We start from the raw sequence: 18,334 nt of genomic DNA on the forward strand, positions 1-18,334 counted from the left end.
TAAGCGTCTTTTTTTTATGCATGGAAATTTGTGTTAATTAAGGGATTATTATATAATACATATCATATTAACATTAATTTTATGTTTTTTTTCGTTTATTTGCAAATTGTTAAATCTATTAAAAATAATGATAAAAAAGCTACTCACGATCTGCATTTTACAATGTGCGGTATTGGGTTTTTCTCAGAGTCTTCGCCCTGTTGCAGCGAAAATTTCAGAATACCGGTTTCAAAAGAAAACTTTTGAAAAATATGATCTTTTTACCTTAAATAACAGTTCGGAAAAACTTACTGAATATAAAAGGGCAGCTACAGATATTTCTGTTCTGAATGTAGATAGCAGACAACTTAAAAAGCTTGTTCACGACAAACCGGAATTCCTTGAAGTATCTTTTCCCTTCGATGGAAAACAAATCACCATGGAACTTTACAAAAATGAAATTTTCACTAAAGACTTCAAGGTTACTACCAGCAAAGGGGAAATAGTAGATTATACTCCCGGAGTTTATTATCAGGGAATTGTAAAGGGAGATAACCAGTCTGTGGTTGCATTCAGCTTTTTTGATGCCGATATTGTGGGGGTTGCATCTACTCCTGAATTGGGAAATATTGTTGTGGGAAAAGCAAAAAATTCTTCAGACTTTGTAAGTTATTCAGATTCAAAGCTTACAGGAATCAATCCGTTCGTATGCGGCGTGGATGAATTGGCGGAAAATCAAAATCAGAAAATATCCTTTGATCCGAATGCACAAAAAAATGCAGGGAAGGTTATGACGCAAAACTGCGTAAGGATATATTATGAGATATGTTATACCCCTTATGTAAACAATGGTTCTAATGTTACCACTACAACAAACTGGCTTACTGCCATTCATAACAATATTGCCACACTTTACAACAACGACGATATAAAAATTGCACTGAATGAAGTTTTTGTCTGGACTACAGCAGATCCTTATACAGGTAATCCGAACGCTAATCTCGCAAATTTCAGGGCAAACAGACAATCTTTCAACGGTGATCTTGCGCATTTGGTAAATCAGCCTTCTACAACAAGTGTAGCATATGTAAATTCACTTTGTACAACAAGCAGACACGCATATTCAGGAGCCGCTCAAACGTATAGCAACGTTCCTGTTTATTCATGGACAATCGAAGCAATGACTCATGAAATGGGGCATAGTTTAGGTTCTCCTCATACCCATGCCTGTGCATGGAACGGAAATTCCACGGCAATTGACGGATGCGGAACAGTAGCCGGATATCCTGAAGGAACATGCCCTACAGGCCCGATTCCTGCGCCAAGTGTTAAGGGTACCATTATGAGTTACTGTCATTTGGTTTCGGGAGTGGGAATTAATTTTGCCAACGGATTCGGTCCTCAGCCTGGTGCACTGATCAGGAGTACCGTAGACTCGAAATCATGTTTGGGAATGGATTGTACAACGGCCTGCAGCACTACAATCTCAGGATTGTCCGTTTCAAATATTACCCAGACTTCAGCAAGTGCAACTTTTAATGATGCTACATCAGCTTCATGGAAATACAGACTTACAAAATTTGACGGAACTGCTGTTGCCAGCGGAAATAGTACAACCCAGTCCTTAAGTTTTTCAAATCTTCAGCCTGCAACCTATTATTTGTTATCTGTAGGAACAGACTGTTCTGCTGCATACCAGAGAACTCAATTATTTATGACCGATGGCAGCTGGTGTAATGGAGCGATTTTCACAGATACGGGCGGAACGACTGCAAATTATGGTGACAACCAAACTGTTGTAAAAACATTTTATCCGTCTTCCGGAGCACTTTCTATGACTTTTACAGAATTCGCACTGGAACAGGATTATGATTTTATGTATATTTACAACGGACCTTCTACAAGTTCACCATTGTTTGCCAATGGAAATGCCTTAACGGGAACAACTTTACCGGGAACATTTACTTCTACACATCCTTCCGGAGCTATTACGGTAAGATTTGTTTCTGATGTTGAAGTGAATGATATCGGCTGGAAAGCAAATTTCTCATGTTCCGTGCTGGCTGTTGAAGATGTCAATACCAAAGACAACAGCGTAAGTATTTACCCTAATCCTGCAAGAAATATCATAACCATTTCTTCTAAAGAAGCTTTAAAATCATTTAAAATTTTCGACGAAGCCGGACGACTGGTAAAATCAGAATCTTCATTAAAAGGAAGCAGGCTGGATGTCAATATTTCCTCAATGCAGACCGGAAATTATGTGGTAACCGTTGAAACGGAAAAACAAAAAGTCACTAAAAAATTAATAAAACAATAATTTAAATATTTTACAATATAAGCCTGATTATTCAGGCTTTTTTATTAACTTTAATAAAAAACTAAGATGATTTTTGATATTTTAAAATTAATTGTAATCATGAATGTTAAAAACTATCAATATTCGGCTTAAGTTTTGCTTATATTCAGGAGAATAATTTTACATTTGCAAAAAATTTATTAAATTAAATGACAAACCCATTATTTTACGCAAAAATTCTTTTGTTCGGAGAATATGGAATCATAGAAGATTCCCAAGGTTTGACATTACCTTATAGCTTCTATAAAGGTACCCTCAAGTTCTCATCATTAGATTCCGAATTCGAAAAAAAGTCTAATGAACATTTAAAAAAATATGCCGAATATCTTGAAGATCTGAACCTTCCCGAAACTTTTGAGCTTAATGTTTTAAGATTTAAAGAAGAAATTTCTTCAGGATTATTTTTTGACAGCAATATTCCTCAGGGATATGGTGTAGGAAGTTCCGGCGCATTGGTAGCCGCTATTTTTGAGCGCTATTCAATATCAAAGCATGAACCTGAAAATATTTCCAAAGATGAATTGAAAAGTCTTCGCCATGTTTTTGGATTAATGGAAAGCTATTTTCACGGCAAAAGTTCCGGAATTGATCCTTTGATTTGTTATATGAACCTTCCGATCCTGATCGAAAGCAAAGAAAGTGTTGACAAAGTGGCAATTCCTGCAAGTGAAGCCGGAAAAGGCGCTATTTTTCTGATCGACTCCGGTATGACCGGCGAGACAGGACCAATGGTTCAGATTTTCTTTGAAAAAATGAAAACAGAAGGTTTCAGAAAAACACTTAAAGAAGAATTTATACGTTATAACAACGCCTGTATTGATGCTTTTCTGAAAAAAGACATGAATCCTTTTTTCAGAAATCTGAAAAAACTTTCTCATTGGGCATATGAACATTTCAGACCCATGATTCCTGAAAGTTTATTTAATGTTTGGAAAAAAGGCCTTGATTCTAATGCCTATTATTTAAAGCTCTGCGGAAGCGGTGGTGGTGGTTATATTTTAGGTTTTACCAAAGATTACGAAAAAGCGGAAAAAATGCTTGACGGTTTTAATAAAGAAGTGATTTATAGATTCTAAATAGTTGGAAATGAATTCTGAAAAAGAAAATTTCCAGGAAAAAAAATACGTCAAAAAATCTATTATTTACAGATTTTCACAATTTGTGGGCTTTCTTTTGGGAGCTCGCTTTTTTGTTGCGGCACTCCTTACTTTAGCCCTTTATGTTTCTACTTTTTTTCTCTTTAACCAGGATGAAAGTTTCAGAAAATTCGTCTTTGATTTTAAAGTTCACGGTATTATTTTCTGTACCGTACTTACAATTCTGGCAGGAGGCATTATCAACCAGTTTTATGATTTTGAAAAGGATCATCTTGTAAAGCCTTTCAGAACAAGAATTCAGAGTTTTATCAAGCAGAAATATTTTTTGTATGCATATCTTATTTTAAGTTTGATTTCTCTTGGGGTTGCATGGATGATCTCCCACAATGTATTTATTTTTTTTATTGTTTATCAGTTTTTTATGTGGTTTTACAGCCATAAACTGAGCCGGATTTTAATTCTCAATAACCTTACTTTTGTAAGTCTTACGCTGTATCCTTTTTTCGGCATGATGGTTTATTATCAGACTTTTTCAAAGAAAGTTCTTTTAATGGCTGTGTTTCTTTTCCTGATTTTATTATGTATTGACATTGTGAAAGATACATTGACAAAAAGAGTAGATGAAACATTCGGGTACACCACGATCCCTACTTATTTTGATATTAAAACTGTAAATGGAATTATCGTCTCTTTGCTTATCGTAACAATAGCAGTTTCTATGAAGCTGATTCTGAAAACGGGAATTGCCGGATTTATGGCTTATTATTTCGCAGTGGGATTATTTGTTTTTATTCTATGTATTTATCTTATTATCAATAGTTCAAGACAGAATAAATTTTTCACCATTAATATTTTAAGATTCTGGGTTTTTGCCGGAATTATAGCAATGCTGCTTAGCGGACTGGAAGGTAAATTGTAGAAAAATTTCTTTAAAAAACCTTTCCTTATCCTTACCTTTGTGGAACTATAAATCTATATAAGTAATGCCCATTTTCAACGATACTAAAATCGCATTTGCGGATAAATCTGATGCACAGTTAAGAAAAGCGTATTGGATGTTCAAGATGATTGAGCAGCCTTCACTCACAAAAGTAGGAACTTCTTTGCTTAATTTTACCGTACATAATAATTTCCCTTTCGTTACCAGAATTGTCAAAAATACTTTATTTGAACAGTTTTGCGGTGGTGAAACCCGTGAAGAGAGTATGAAAGTGGTAAAACAGCTTTTCAAAAGAGGAGTAGGCAGTATTTTCGATTATTCTATTGAGGGTAAAGAAGATGAAGAAACTTTTGATGCCGTTTGCAAAGAGATTAAAGACATCGTAAGATTTTCTGTGGGAAACCCGGCAATTCCTTTTATTGTCTTTAAGCCTACCGCTTTTGGAAGAATTGATTTATATGAATCGGTTGGAAAAAATAATGAACTTACTTCAAGCCAAAAAGAAGAATGGGAAAGAGTGGTGAAAAGATTTGATGAAGTGTGTAACCTGTGTCACGAAAATGATAAGAAAGTAATGGTAGATGCAGAAGAAACATGGATGCAGGATGCTGCCGACAAGCTTTGTGAAGACATGATGGAAAAATATAACCAGGAAAAACCTATTGTATGGAATACCATTCAGATGTACCGTACCGGAAGGCTTGAATATATGGAAGAGCATGTTGAGAGAGCAAGGGAGAAAGGCTATTTTATCGGTTATAAGATTGTTCGTGGTGCCTATATGGAAAAGGAAAGGGCAAGAGCTGCAGAAAGAGGATATCCGGATCCGATCCAGCCAACAAAAGAGGCATCAGATAAAAATTATAATGCCGGAATTGATTTTGTAATGAATCACCTTGATAAAGTTTCAGCTTTCTTTGGAACCCATAATGAAATTTCTTCAGAGCTGGTAATGGATAAAATGAAAGCAAAAAATCTTGAAAACGGGAATAACCATGTCCATTTCGGACAGCTTTACGGAATGAGTGATAATATTACTTTCTATCTTTCAGATAAAGGCTATAATGTTGCGAAATATCTTCCATACGGACCGGTGAAAGATGTTGTACCATATCTTACGAGAAGAGCACAGGAGAATACTTCTGTTGCCGGACAAACCGGAAGGGAACTCGGTCTTATCAAAAAAGAACTGGAAAGAAGAAAGAACAGCAGATAATTATTCAGATAAAATACAGAAGCCTTACAATTTTGTAAGGCTTTTTTATGATCAGTATTTTCATTTTAAGGCTCAAAACTTTCAAATTTTCCATTTTCATAAAAGATAACAATACGCTTTATTGCAACATTTTTATTATCAGCTGATTGAATGGTATTTATTGGAATGTAATTTTCTAATCGCTGAGAATTGGTTATTTTTTCTCTTCCTTGACTTTGGCTCGGTATAAAGGATTCTGCAGGCGTTTGTTTCGGAGCCTCCATTTCATTTTCTTCAGCACCAAAATCTTCATCGTCATTCATCATCGTAAAAAGATCCGGGAGAGAAGTCGGCTTAGATTTTTCTTCTTCACTATTATCTGAACTTTCAACTTCAGTTTTGGTAATTTCCGGTAATTCAGATTTCAGCATTTGCCCTTCACCCGTTACGAGCCAGTCCCAGAGGATTTCAGGAAAGCGGGATTTTATTTTGATGATAAATTCTAAAGAAGGTTTATTCCGGCCTGAAGTAACATGCGAAATAGAAGAACGTTGTACATCGATTTCATCTGCGAACTCAGAGGGAGTTAACCCGGAATATTCAATAACCTTAGAAATTCTTTCATTTAAGCTCATAAAATTGGTTTATCAATCTTTTTACAAATGTAAAAATAAAATTTACAATTGACAAATACAAAAGTAAATTAGTAACGAGATTTTTAATATACAGATGTAAATAATTAATATACTGATTAATAGAATCTTATATTTATATTTATTAAATGCAAGCATTTTTATTTAACATATTTTCCACAAGTGATCAAATAAATTTTTTTACTTAAAGTAATACATGAAGTAAATGCAATAATGTTAATTTTTATATTAGATATGACTAATTATCTTAGTATTCATGCGTTGTAGGAAGCTTTTCGCGGATTAAAATACCTGAAAATAGAGTAGGGCTTTACATGTATCTGATTAAATGGCAAAAAGGTTTATTATAGCTCAAATTTCAGTAACCATATTTCTATTACATACTATTATCAGGGAAATCATCAGCTGTATCTGAAATAGCATATTTAATAGGATTTTAATATTTGGTTTATTATGTTACATTATTAAATTCAACCATAAATCTTGCTTTTCAAACAAATTAAAGATCTAAATTATCAACAATTTACATTTGTATACCAAGTTAATTTAATCTTTTTCCACATCAAAACTTGTTTAAGGGAATTACAAGCAAATGTAGATAAGGATACCATTTTCCACTTCAAGTAATATTCAATTTTAAATTTAATTAAAATTCATAAAATACTGAATATTAAAATTTTAAATATTTATAATTGAATTATTGTTAATCCACAATTTTATCCACAGACAAAATGGCAATTTTTACTGTTTGATGATATTACAAATGTTAATTTTATTTATCAACGAAATTTTGTTAATTTTGACTCTTGTAAATTATTACACAATGAATTTTGAAAAGCTGTATCAGCAAAATCCCAATTTCCCAAATCGCTATATTTTCCCTGAAAAATTATTTTTTTTCCTACAGACCAATCTTGGCGATTATATTAATGAGATAGGAAAGTCTTATCTGGGTAAACCGGTTTATCAGCTGACAATCGGAAACGGTGATATCAATATTATTGCATGGTCCCAGATGCACGGAAATGAATCGAATGCTACTCATGCTATGCTTGATCTGTTTACAACTTTAGATAAAGCTCCCGATTTGAAAGCCGAGTTGTTCAGCAAAATAAAACTGGATTTTATATTTATGCTTAATCCTGACGGATCCGAAAGATGGACCAGGCTTAATGCTTCCGATATTGACCTGAACAGGGATTTTCATAATGAAGCCAGCAAGGAAATCAAATTACTGAAAGAAGCTGTTGCAAAGAAGAAATATGATTATGCACTAAACCTTCATGAGCAGAGAACGATTTTTACTACAGACGGAATTCATCCTGCTACTCTTTCATTTCTGGCCCCGTCGGAAAATGTTGAACGGACTATAACGGAAAACAGAAAAAAATGTATGGCTGTTATAGCATCGGTTTATGGAAAGCTGAAAGAACTGATCCCAAACCAGATCGGCAGATATTCTGATGAGTTTTATCCTGCATCTACCGGAGATAATTTCATCAAAGCCGGAATGCCAACCATTCTTTTTGAAGGCGGACATTTTATAGACGATTATACAAGAGCAGAAACCCGGAAATATTATACCATTGCACTTTATTATGCATTAAGTGCAATGACCGAACTGAATTCCGGGACGGAAGGATGGGAAGCTTATCTGGAAATTCCTGAAAATAAAGAAACGCATTATGATATTATTTACCGTAATGTAAAGCTGAACACGGATCATGAATGTGTTTTGGATATTGCTGTTCAGTATAGGGAACTGAAAGAAGAAGGCAGGGATGAAATTTCTTTCATACCATTTGTTATGGAAGTAGGTGATGTTAAAAAACGGAAAGGATGGAAAGAAATAGACTGTACAAACAAAAAGTTTATTTGTCCGACCAAATATCCCAAACTTGATGCGGAAGTAAATTTTTTCATTGAAGATTAAAAATAATCAGCGGAACCAAAGGTTCCGCTGATTATTTTATGTTGTTATTGGAGAATAAACTAATTGATAGATATCGTGATTAATTAACCACCTTAATTCCGTTCGCTACAAATCTGATTTCTTCCTTCGGTGTTTTGATGGCGTCTATTTCAGCTTGTGGTTTTTTAGCATCTTCTGCATAATGTTTTTGCTCGTCTACAGAAGTTACTTTTCTTTCGGCAGAACCTTCAAGCACTACATTTTTCCCTTTTAATGCAGTAGGTACAAAGAATCCGTAATCCTTCATTTTTACAAAAAACTGGGAGTTGTCTTCCGTCTGAATCGTCAGCCAGCATCCTTTTTTATCGCAAACATCTGTTACTTTACCTTTTACAGCAACATTTTCCACTTTTTTATTATCCTTTTTCAGCTTTTTGCTAAGTTTATCTACGGAAATTGCTTTAGACTCTGCATTAGAAGCGACACCTCCTCCGTAGACATCACCTACAACAGCGTTTCCAGCCGGCGGACCGGATTTTTTTGATTCCTGTGCAAATGCTAAAGTTGAAACACTTACTGCTGCTGCAAATAATAATGATTTGAATTTCATATTGATTTTTTTTCAAAAATAGTAATAAAATCTGAATGACAAAACGACGGTAAACTTGATAAAAAGCAGGTTTGCTTTTCGGTAATTAATGCGCTATGTTTAATTCTTTTTAACGCAACGCTATTAATCAATTATGGTCCGTTCACAAAAGCGTTTCACTCAGTAAAGGAACTTTGCTATTATTTGCTGAATGAAATGTGTTTGTGCTTAAAAAATAACCACCTAGTTACTCAGCAACCCTCGCGTCTCTTGGGTTAAAAACCGACGAGTACCAATTTTTAGCGCAACGTCCACAAAGAAAATTAATCAATCCTCCTGCATAATCCGTTCGCAAGGGCGTTTCACTCAGCAAAATGATAGCAGACTATTATACATAAAGCCTTTGCTGAATGGAACGCCTTCGCACCGAAAAATATGCTCCCTGTTATTCAATGAACCTTAGTGCTCCCTTCGTGTTAAAACAATAAATGCCTCTTGATCATTCAATAAACTGTTCTTTCATTAGCTGAGTAAAACGCCTTAGCGACCGGAAATATACTCCCCGTTATTCAATAAAATCCTTGCGACTGTTGCGTTAAAAACGAATAAGACACTTCAGTTATAATTTAAAACAAACCAATCCTATATTTATTTATATTTGGAGCCTATACTTCACTATGCAGAAAAAACTAAAACTTTGGGACGCCATCATGTTGGTAATGGGGTCGATGATCGGAAGCGGAATTTTCATTGTAACCGCAGATATGATGCGTAATCTTGGTTCAGGCTTCTGGCTGATTATCGTTTGGATCATCACAGGAATCATGACAGTAGCTGCAGCGATAAGCTACGGCGAACTTTCAGCTTTATTTCCAAAAGCAGGCGGACAATACACTTACCTGAAAGAAATCTTCGGTAAAAGAATGGGTTTCCTTTACGGATGGGGCCTTTTTACGGTGATCCAAACAGGAACGATTGCTGCTGTAGCGATGGCATTCGGAAAATTTACGGCTTACCTGATTCCTTCTCTTAATGATGCAGCACCTATTTTCCAGAGTGGGGAATTTAAAATTACGTGGATTCAGATGCTTGCCATCGCCATTATCCTTTTGCTTACTTACATCAATACAAGAGGCATGGAAAGTGGAAAGCTATTGCAGAATATTTTTACAGGATCAAAAATCATTGCCTTGTTGGGATTAATTGCGGCAGGATTTATTCTGGTTGACGTATCCCATCTTGCCGAAAATTTCAGCTTCGGATATGATGCTTTTAACAATCTTACCAAAGACCGGTTCGGAAATTTCTTAAAAGAAGGTTGGGAACCCATTGGCGGAATGACCCTCCTTGGAGGAATTGCAGCAGCGATGGTAGGTTCTGTATTCAGTTCCGTAGCCTGGGAAAGTGTAACGTTTGTATCGGGTGAAATTGAAAATCCTAAGAAAAATGTTGTTAAATCAATGATCTACGGAACAACAGCGGTTATGATATTATACATTGCCGTGAACTATGTTTATCTTAATGCTCTCGACAGAGATTCCATCGCATTTGCAGAAAACGACAGGGTAGCGGTGGCAGCCTCCCATTTTATTTTCGGAAGTGCGGGAACTGTTATTATTGCAGTTCTTGTTATGGTTTCCACTTTCGGATGCAACAACGGGTTGATTCTTGCCGGAGCAAGGGTTTTTCAGACCATGGCCAAAGATGGAATGTTCTTCAGGCAGGCAGAAAAAAATAACAAAAATGCAGTTCCTGAAAATGCATTATGGATGCAGGGAATCTGGGCTTCGATATTATGTCTTAGCGGTCAATACGGAAATCTTCTGGATATGATTTCTTTTGTTATTGTATTATTCTACATGATTACCGTTTTCGGGGTCATTTATCTGAGATTTAAAAAACCTGAGCTGGAAAGGCCTTACAAAACATGGCTGTATCCTGTTACGCCTGTTATCTATTTGTTAATAGGTACTGTCTTCTGCATTTTACTGCTGATCTACAAGCAGCAGTACACCTGGCCTGGCTTCGTTTTGGTGTTGCTTGGACTTCCGGTGTACTATTTTATCAATAGGAAAAATCCGCGGCCGTAATCCGTCACGATTCCAGACATGGAGTAAATCATCCTTTACTAAGTGTTATTTTAACCTTGTTTTCAGAGATAAATAGGTAAAGTTAACATCCAAAAACAACATTTTACTTGCAAGCCTTTCAACTCATGCGCAGGAGTTGACAAAAACCTAAACTCCTGCGCAGGAGTTTGACGGATCATAAGCACGCATTAAAAATGAATGGCACAACCTGGAATTTCTGCCGTGGGTGTATTTATTTTTTCAGGAGCTAAATCTTGCTTTCCGCTGTATCTTTTGGGTTACGGCCTCCGCTTGGCTCCGGCCGCACCCCAAAAGGATGCCGCTGCAATCAAGGCTAGGGTATTCGTCTGTACCATTACCAGTCGACATAAAAGTAGCAGACAACCATATAAAATCGATATAAGCAGATGGAGCAATATGCAATATCTATAAGTCAATCGGCTTATATTTTTTATTTATAAGTAATTATGCTTATATTTGCAGAATGATAGCGGTCATTACCGGAGATATTATTAATTCACAACAGGCGGATACGGAAGTTTGGATTACCAGACTTAAAAATCTTCTCGAAAATTGGGGAAGCGCTCCCCAGACATGGGAAATTTACAGAGGCGACGAATTTCAGTTCAAATGTAATATCGACGATGTATTCTGGCGTTTTTTAGCGATAAAATCACTCATTAAAAGTCAGGAAAATTTAGACGTACGAATTGCCATAGGTATTGGCGAAGAAAATTTCTCTTCAGATAAAATCACGGAATCTAACGGAACCGCTTACGTTCATTCAGGGAGATTACTCAATGATCTTAAAAACGACGGACATACTGTTTCCGTTAAAACTTCCAACGACTCTGTAGACAGAGATCTTAATATTCTGCTCAAATGGTCTTCAAAAGATTTCGACAACTGGACGATGGCCACTGCTGAAATTATTCATGAAATGATTATGAATAAAGAAATCACACAGGAAGATCTTGCCAAGAAATTTGCCATCTCACAGTCCTCGGTAAGCCAGAGACTGAAGCGTGCCAATTACGAATTAATTGTAGAAACCAATCAATATTTCAGAAAGAAAATTTCGGAACTCTAAACATGATTTTTATTAAACTCATATTGGCGCATTTACTCGGAGATTTTATTCTTCAGCCGGATTCATGGGTTGCAGACAAAGAGAGCAAAAAACTGAAAAGCGTATATCTGTATATTCACGTTTTGATTCACACGGTTTTAAGCTTTATTTTCCTTTGGGATTTACAGCTTTGGTGGGTCGCTATTTTGATAGGTGTTTCGCATTTTATTATTGATGCATGTAAACTCAGTTTTCAAACTTATAAAAATAAGAAGAACTGGTTTTTCATCGATCAGGCTTTCCATGTTTTGGTGATCGCAGGAGTTTCTTTTTACTTTAATGAATTTAATTTTGAATTTCTTCAAAATCAGGAATTGTTAAAAATTGTAATGGCAGCCTTGTTTTTAACAGCGCCCGCTTCGATTTTTATTAAAATATTATTGTCTTCATGGACGCCAGTTCCGGAGACAACCAACAATATACAAACCGAATCTTTATCGAGTGCAGGGAAATATATTGGGATTTTGGAACGTTTATTAGTTTTCACTTTTATTGTAGTGAATCATTGGGAAGGGGTAGGTTTTATGGTGGCTGCAAAGTCTGTTTTCAGATTTAGCGACCTTGCCCAGGCAAAACAGAGAAAGTTAACCGAGTATGTACTGATCGGAACGCTTTTAAGTTTTGGACTGGCAGTTTTAACAGGAATTTTAATTAAATAAATATAATATAAATCTAATAAAAAGTAATTTTAGAAAATGGAAAAGTTAGAAATGTTGTACGAAGGTAAAGCAAAACAGGTATTTGCTACCGATAATCCTGACCAGGTAATTGTGCGTTTCAAAGACGATGCTACTGCATTCAACGCTCAGAAAAGAGGTTCTGTAGACCTGAAAGGAGAAATGAACAACGCAATCACTACGCTTATCTTTGAATACCTGAATGAAAAAGGAATCAAAACTCATTTTATAAAACAACTGAACGAAAGAGAGCAGCTCGTAAGAAAAGTATCTATTATTCCTCTCGAAATGGTGGTAAGAAACTATTCTGCAGGAAGTATGGCTCAAAGACTGGGAGTAGAAGAAGGAATCAAGTCTCCGGTTACTATTTTCGATATCTGTTACAAAAAAGACGAGTTGGGAGATCCGCTTATCAATGATCACCACGCAGTTTTCTTAGGAGCTGCAACGTATGAAGAACTTGACGAAATGTATGAGCTCACTTCAGATATTAACGATATCCTGATCGATCTTTTCGACAAAATGAATATAATCCTGGTTGATTTTAAAATCGAATTAGGAAAAACTTCAGATGGTGAAATCATTTTAGCAGATGAAATTTCCCCGGATACTTGCAGACTTTGGGACAAAGATACCATGAAGAAACTGGATAAAGACAGATTCAGAAGAGATCTTGGAGAAGTTACCGAAGCATACGTTGAGATCTACAACAGGCTGAAAGAAGCTCTGGGTAAATAATTCCAGGAACTAATGAGATGTAAGTTTTTTATTTAACATAATATTTAATTTTTCATCTAATTAAAAGATCTACCTAATACAATCTAGATTAGAAAAAATAGAAATGAAAAGTTTAGACATTCATAAAAGTGAATATTTAAAGCAGTTTGAAACCCAGACCTACGGAAGAAATCTTTTCAGGACGCAGGAAGAAGAAAGACTGGATGCTCCTAATGAGGAGTGCGGGATCTTCGGGATGTATTCTGATAATGACCTCGATACGTTTTCGCTTTCGCAGTTCGGTCTTTTTGCATTGCAGCACAGAGGCCAGGAAGCTTGTGGTATTTCTGTTTTGAAGAACGGGAGAATCACCAACATGAAAGATGAGGGACTGGTTTTGGACGTTTATAAAGAAATCCCGGATCCGGAAACTTTTATGGGAAATTCTGCAATCGGGCATACCCGCTACACGACTGCAGGAGATAAGAAAAAATATAATTTCCAGCCTTTTTTTGCAAAGAATGAATATGATCAGATTATTCTTTCCATTGCGCATAATGGTAACCTTACCAATGCAAAGGAACTGAAGGCGGAGCTGGAGGCAGAAGGTGTCGTTTTCAGGGCAACTTCAGATTCTGAGGTAATCCTTAGGCTTATTCAGAAAAACCTTGATCTCGGACTTCGTGGAGCTATTAAAGTGACCATGGAAAAAATCGAAGGTGCATATTCTGTTGTCGGGATGACAAGAAACAAATTCTTTGCTTTCAGAGATTTCAACGGGATCAGACCTCTTGTGTTGGGAGCAATAGATGAAAAATCCTATGTTGTTGCATCAGAATCTGTGGCATTGGATGCAGTAGGCGCTCAGTATGTTCGTGATATTTTACCGGGAGAAATCGTTTACACCAATGAAAACGAGCCCGGAAAACTTCATTCTTATATGGCTGATGAAGAAAAAGGAAAACAGAGAATCTGTTCATTTGAATATATTTACTTTGCAAGACCGGATTCTTCATTAGAAAATATAAACGTCTATGAAATCAGGGAAAAATCAGGAGAGAAGATCTGGCATCAGGCTCCGGTAGAAGCAGATGTTGTTATTGGAGTTCCGGATTCCGGAGTTCCGGCTGCTATTGGTTTTGCTAAAGCTTCAGGGATTCCTTTCCGTCCTGTTTTAATTAAGAACAGGTATATCGGAAGAAGTTTTATCGTTCCTACTCAGGAAATGAGAGAAAGAGTGGTAAACCTTAAACTCAATCCTATTATTTCAGAGATTAAAGACAAAAGAGTAGTGATCATTGATGACTCTATCGTTCGTGGTACTACTTCCAAGAGACTGGTTAAGATCTTAAAAGATGCCGGGGTGAAGGAAATACACTTCAGAAGTGTTTCTCCGCCAATTATTGCTCCTTGTTATTTAGGAATTGATACCCCTTCAAAAGATGATCTGATTTCAGCAAATATGACAACTGCTGAACTGAGAGATTATCTGGGTGTAGATTCACTTGAATTTTTAAGTGTTGAAAACCTGAAAGAAATTCTTGGTTCTGCCAATCACTGTTTCGGATGTTTTACAGAACAATATCCTGTAGGTAAAGGAGAAGAAGTGGAATTATTTAATTAAATTCTTAATAAATAATAAAAAACAAAAGGTCAGGTTTTTCGAAACCTGACCTTTTTAGTATTGAAATCAAAATTGTTTTAGAATTTAAAAGCTAAACCAACCTGGAATACATTGTTTCTGATTGCATCAGAGTTACTTGGTCTGTCTTTCGCAATATCAGTAAGACCTGCAACGTATCTCGCTGTAATACCGATATTATCTGTGAAATAGTATCCTGCACCAAGACCGATACCGAAGTTGAATTTATTTAAGCTGTCTTTGTAGTCTCCGGATTCATTAATTGTATTGTTATCCGTTTCATTCTTTAATTTATTCTTAGCATTTACCAAAAAACCGAATTCAGGACCTGCTTCTAAATAAAGATTTGGAATAATATTATACTGGAACATTACCGGAACAGTAATATAGTCTAAATGTCTTGCACTTGAATAACGTGTTCCTGCAATAGTCTGATCATACTTATCGCCATATTGAGAGTATAAAACCTCCGGCTGGATGCTGAATGATGTAGCTACAGGAATGTTAGCAAAAACACCAGCGTTAAAACCGATTTTAGAACCTTGATCATCTAATCCAGATTCATTTGTCAAAGAAGAAACGTTCATTCCTGCTTTAACACCAAATGCTACAGGAGAAGCAGATGAAGTAGAAGTGGTAGTCGTAGTCTGGGCAAATGCCAATGAACCAGCTGTAAGTGCTATTCCTAAAATTAACTTTTTCATAACTTTAATTTTTTGATAATTTACTTTTTAATTTTAAATTTTACTACTGTCAAACTAATTTGACGGGGAGTATCTTTCAAATTGCTTGCCAAAAAATAAAAGCATGATAAAAGTCAGTATTAAAAGGCATTTTTATGAAAATGTGTAATTATATATTTTATTGTTAATTAAGTAGTTATAAAATATTTTCACTAAATGTTTAGAAATAATCTAAATTGACAATTTTGTCAAAAACAGCATTTTTTTAAATAAATTACATTGATGCATCATTCAATTTTCTATAAAATTCAATTGAAGAAGCTATCCCTTTTTTGCTGCACTGATAATCAAAAGTGCATGAACCGATTCCCGAAATTAATGAAAAATTGATTTTATTATCTGTATTCTTTTTGTCATTGATCAGCAGCTCAAAGATATCTTCATCCTTAAAATCACTGATATCCAGATAAGGATAATATTTCTGAATATTTTCAATAATAATGGTACAGTCTTCTTCGGAGATCAGCCCTTCCGCAAAGGACAGATGGGTTTCGGTAATCATTCCCATGGCAACAGCTTCCCCGTGGAGAACAGGATTTCCCTGGCTGAGGCAAAGACTTTCTATAGCGTGTCCTATCGTATGCCCGAAATTCAGTGTCTTACGGATATTTTTCTCCTGAAAATCCTGCTGAACAACGTCCTGCTTAATTTCCATTGATGTTTCAATGTGAGGAACAACAGCATCAGCATCAAGTTTAGAAATGTTGATAAGATTTTCCCAGTGCTTTTTATCAGCAATTAATCCGTGTTTCAGCATTTCCGCGAAACCGCTTCGGAGTTCTTTATAAGGGAGTGTTTCTAAAAATTTGGGATAAACGAAAATTTGCTCCGGGAAAGTAAAGGTTCCCACCATATTTTTATAATGCATCAGGTCAATTCCTGTTTTTCCACCGATGGAAGCATCACACATCGATAAAAGAGTAGTGGGAATATTGATAAACGGAACTCCTCTTTTATAGGTAGATGCAACAAAGCCGCCCATATCCGTAATTACACCACCTCCAAGATTGATGACAAGCGCCTTGCGGTCTGCCTGCATTTCCGTAAGAATTTCCCAAAGCTGATTGGCAGTCTGAATATTTTTCATTTCTTCGCCCGGCTCTATCTCAAGAATTTCAAATGCCAGGTCGGTTTCCAGGTTCCCTAAAAGGGCAGGAAGGCAATATTCATGCGTATTCTCATCAACCAGGATGAAAATTTTACTGAATGATCTCGTGCTTAAAAAATCGTTGAGCTGTGAAAAATTATCATTTAATATTGTTATCATTTTCAGATTTTCTTTTATGTTATCGTATCACGATATGCAAAGTTATGATTCTTAATTTTTAACTCGTTATTAAATATACTATCTTTGCAGAAATTTTTAGAATGAGCAGAGATAATAATAATTCAGAACGACCAAAGAGACCAAGAATTTCAACCAAGAAAAATTCTGATAATTCTCGTGCTTCCAGATCTGGAAATTCTTCAGAATCAAAACCTTTTAAAAAGTCTTTTCCTAAGGCAGGAGAGAGAAATTCAGATTCCAGGAGAAGCGGTGACACCAGTTACCAGGCTCGAATGGATAAAAAATACGGAAAAACTGAACAGGAACCCTTTATTACCAGTGCAGGAGAAGGGAAAAAAACTTTCGGTAAATCTGCCCCGAAAAGAGGAGGAAGCAGACCCAATAATTTTGATACCAGAGATAAATACGAAAGAGGCAGCCTGAAATACGGAAAAAGACCGGGAACAGAAAACCGGGAGGATAAAAATAAATCTTTTGTACAAAAAAGACGGTTAACGAAAATTGATAAGGATATTCACAAAGATACCATTCGTCTGAATAAATACATTGCCAATTCCGGAATATGCAGCCGAAGAGAAGCGGATGATCTTATTACACAAGGACTTGTTGAGGTAAATGGAAAAGTGGTGAATGAAATGGGATATCAGGTTCAGAAAACTGATAAAGTTGTTTTTGACGGACAAAATATTACTCCTGAAAAACCGGTGTATGTTCTTCTGAATAAACCGAAAGGATATATTTCCACAACCAAAGATGATAAGGCCAGAAAAACAGTGATGGATCTTGTAGCCAATGCTTCGCCGTACCGTTTATTTCCTGTGGGAAGATTGGATCGTTCCACAACAGGTGTTATTCTTTTAACGAATGACGGGCATATGACCAAAAAGCTTACGCACCCGTCTTTTGATGCAAAAAAGATCTATCACGTTACGTTAGATAAAAAACTGACGCATGAAGATATGAAGCTTATTGCTGAAGGAATTCGTCTGGATGAGGGAGTAGCAGTGGTTGATCAGATTTCTTTTATTGAAGGAAAACCTAAAAACGAAGTCGGGATAGAGATTCATATCGGCTGGAACCGTGTTATCAGAAGAATTTTCCAGAGATTAGGATATGAAGTGGAAGCGCTGGACAGAGTGATGTTTGCAGGTCTTACGAAAAAGAACATCAAAAGAGGTCACTGGAGAATCCTTACGGAACTGGAGGTGAATAATCTTAAAATGCTTTAATCAACAAGTATTTAATAATATAAGGCGCTCAATCAGCGTCTTTTTTTATGCTCTTGATTCAGCAGTATAAACTTTCAGGAAAAAGCCGTATTTTT

Annotated in this window: 15 protein-coding genes; 11 read left to right on the forward strand and 4 right to left on the reverse strand. The window is 35.9% G+C overall.

Features of this window, described 5'->3' with window-relative positions; translation table 11 throughout:
* Positions 1–127 precede the first annotated feature (127 nt).
* The 4 genes from ODE14_RS03515 to ODE14_RS03530 all read left to right on the forward strand — a co-directional run bounded on the left by ODE14_RS03515 (position 128) and on the right by ODE14_RS03530 (position 5,591).
* The gene (locus ODE14_RS03515) at positions 128–2,299 is read left to right on the forward strand and encodes a T9SS type A sorting domain-containing protein (RefSeq protein WP_263602992.1); all 2,172 of its coding nucleotides are present in this window, start codon (positions 128–130) and stop codon (positions 2,297–2,299) included.
* A gap of 188 nt (positions 2,300–2,487) precedes the next feature.
* Complete coding sequence (locus ODE14_RS03520; protein ID WP_248393613.1) at positions 2,488–3,414, forward strand: mevalonate kinase; 927 nt, start codon at positions 2,488–2,490, stop codon at positions 3,412–3,414.
* A gap of 10 nt (positions 3,415–3,424) precedes the next feature.
* On the forward strand, positions 3,425–4,354 hold the full coding sequence (locus tag ODE14_RS03525) for a UbiA family prenyltransferase (RefSeq protein WP_248393612.1): 930 nt from the start codon (positions 3,425–3,427) through the stop codon (positions 4,352–4,354).
* A 64-nt stretch (positions 4,355–4,418) separates the two neighbouring features.
* Positions 4,419–5,591, forward strand: coding sequence for a proline dehydrogenase family protein (locus ODE14_RS03530; protein WP_263602993.1), 1,173 nt, complete (start codon positions 4,419–4,421; stop codon positions 5,589–5,591).
* Positions 5,592–5,656: 65 nt separating this feature from the next.
* Here the strand turns inward: ODE14_RS03530 and ODE14_RS03535 are convergent, their stop codons facing one another.
* On the reverse strand, positions 5,657–6,205 hold the full coding sequence (locus tag ODE14_RS03535) for a helix-turn-helix transcriptional regulator (RefSeq protein ID WP_263602994.1): 549 nt from the start codon (positions 6,203–6,205) through the stop codon (positions 5,657–5,659).
* Between the two features lie 841 nt (positions 6,206–7,046).
* Between ODE14_RS03535 and ODE14_RS03540 the strand changes: the two genes are divergently transcribed.
* On the forward strand, positions 7,047–8,156 hold the full coding sequence (locus tag ODE14_RS03540) for a M14 family zinc carboxypeptidase (RefSeq protein ID WP_263602995.1): 1,110 nt from the start codon (positions 7,047–7,049) through the stop codon (positions 8,154–8,156).
* Between the two features lie 79 nt (positions 8,157–8,235).
* Here the strand turns inward: ODE14_RS03540 and ODE14_RS03545 are convergent, their stop codons facing one another.
* The gene (locus ODE14_RS03545) at positions 8,236–8,745 is read right to left on the reverse strand and encodes a DUF4920 domain-containing protein (protein ID WP_248393608.1); all 510 of its coding nucleotides are present in this window, start codon (positions 8,743–8,745) and stop codon (positions 8,236–8,238) included.
* A gap of 656 nt (positions 8,746–9,401) precedes the next feature.
* On the opposite strand from ODE14_RS03545, the gene ODE14_RS03550 reads away from it, so the two are divergent.
* The 5 genes from ODE14_RS03550 (at position 9,402) to purF (ending at position 14,961) form a co-directional block, all read left to right on the forward strand.
* A complete protein-coding gene (locus ODE14_RS03550; protein WP_263602996.1) occupies positions 9,402–10,814 on the forward strand; it encodes an APC family permease in 1,413 nt (470 codons plus the stop codon).
* Positions 10,815–11,298: 484 nt separating this feature from the next.
* Entirely contained in the window at positions 11,299–11,904 is a 606-nt protein-coding gene (locus tag ODE14_RS03555; protein WP_248393606.1) for a SatD family protein, read from the forward strand.
* 2 nt (positions 11,905–11,906) lie between these two features.
* On the forward strand, positions 11,907–12,602 hold the full coding sequence (locus ODE14_RS03560; RefSeq protein ID WP_248393605.1) for a DUF3307 domain-containing protein: 696 nt from the start codon (positions 11,907–11,909) through the stop codon (positions 12,600–12,602).
* A gap of 36 nt (positions 12,603–12,638) precedes the next feature.
* Positions 12,639–13,358, forward strand: coding sequence for a phosphoribosylaminoimidazolesuccinocarboxamide synthase (gene purC / locus ODE14_RS03565; protein ID WP_248393604.1), 720 nt, complete (start codon positions 12,639–12,641; stop codon positions 13,356–13,358).
* Between the two features lie 103 nt (positions 13,359–13,461).
* Positions 13,462–14,961, forward strand: coding sequence for an amidophosphoribosyltransferase (purF, locus tag ODE14_RS03570; RefSeq protein ID WP_248393603.1), 1,500 nt, complete (start codon positions 13,462–13,464; stop codon positions 14,959–14,961).
* 77 nt (positions 14,962–15,038) lie between these two features.
* On the opposite strand, the gene ODE14_RS03575 is transcribed toward purF, so the two are convergent.
* A complete protein-coding gene (locus tag ODE14_RS03575) occupies positions 15,039–15,683 on the reverse strand; it encodes a porin family protein (RefSeq protein ID WP_248393602.1) in 645 nt (214 codons plus the stop codon).
* Between the two features lie 253 nt (positions 15,684–15,936).
* Positions 15,937–16,989 carry a 3-dehydroquinate synthase gene (aroB, locus tag ODE14_RS03580; RefSeq protein WP_263602997.1) on the reverse strand — a complete coding sequence of 351 codons (1,053 nt, stop codon included), beginning with the start codon at positions 16,987–16,989 and terminating at the stop codon, positions 15,937–15,939.
* Between the two features lie 101 nt (positions 16,990–17,090).
* On the opposite strand from aroB, the gene ODE14_RS03585 reads away from it, so the two are divergent.
* Positions 17,091–18,239: a pseudouridine synthase gene (locus ODE14_RS03585; RefSeq protein WP_248393600.1), complete on the forward strand. Its 1,149-nt coding sequence runs from the start codon at positions 17,091–17,093 to the stop codon at positions 18,237–18,239.
* Positions 18,240–18,334: the final 95 nt, after the last annotated feature.

The sequence above is a fragment of the Chryseobacterium sp. PET-29 genome (genome assembly GCF_025736815.1).
GTDB lineage: Bacteria > Bacteroidota > Bacteroidia > Flavobacteriales > Weeksellaceae > Chryseobacterium > Chryseobacterium nepalense.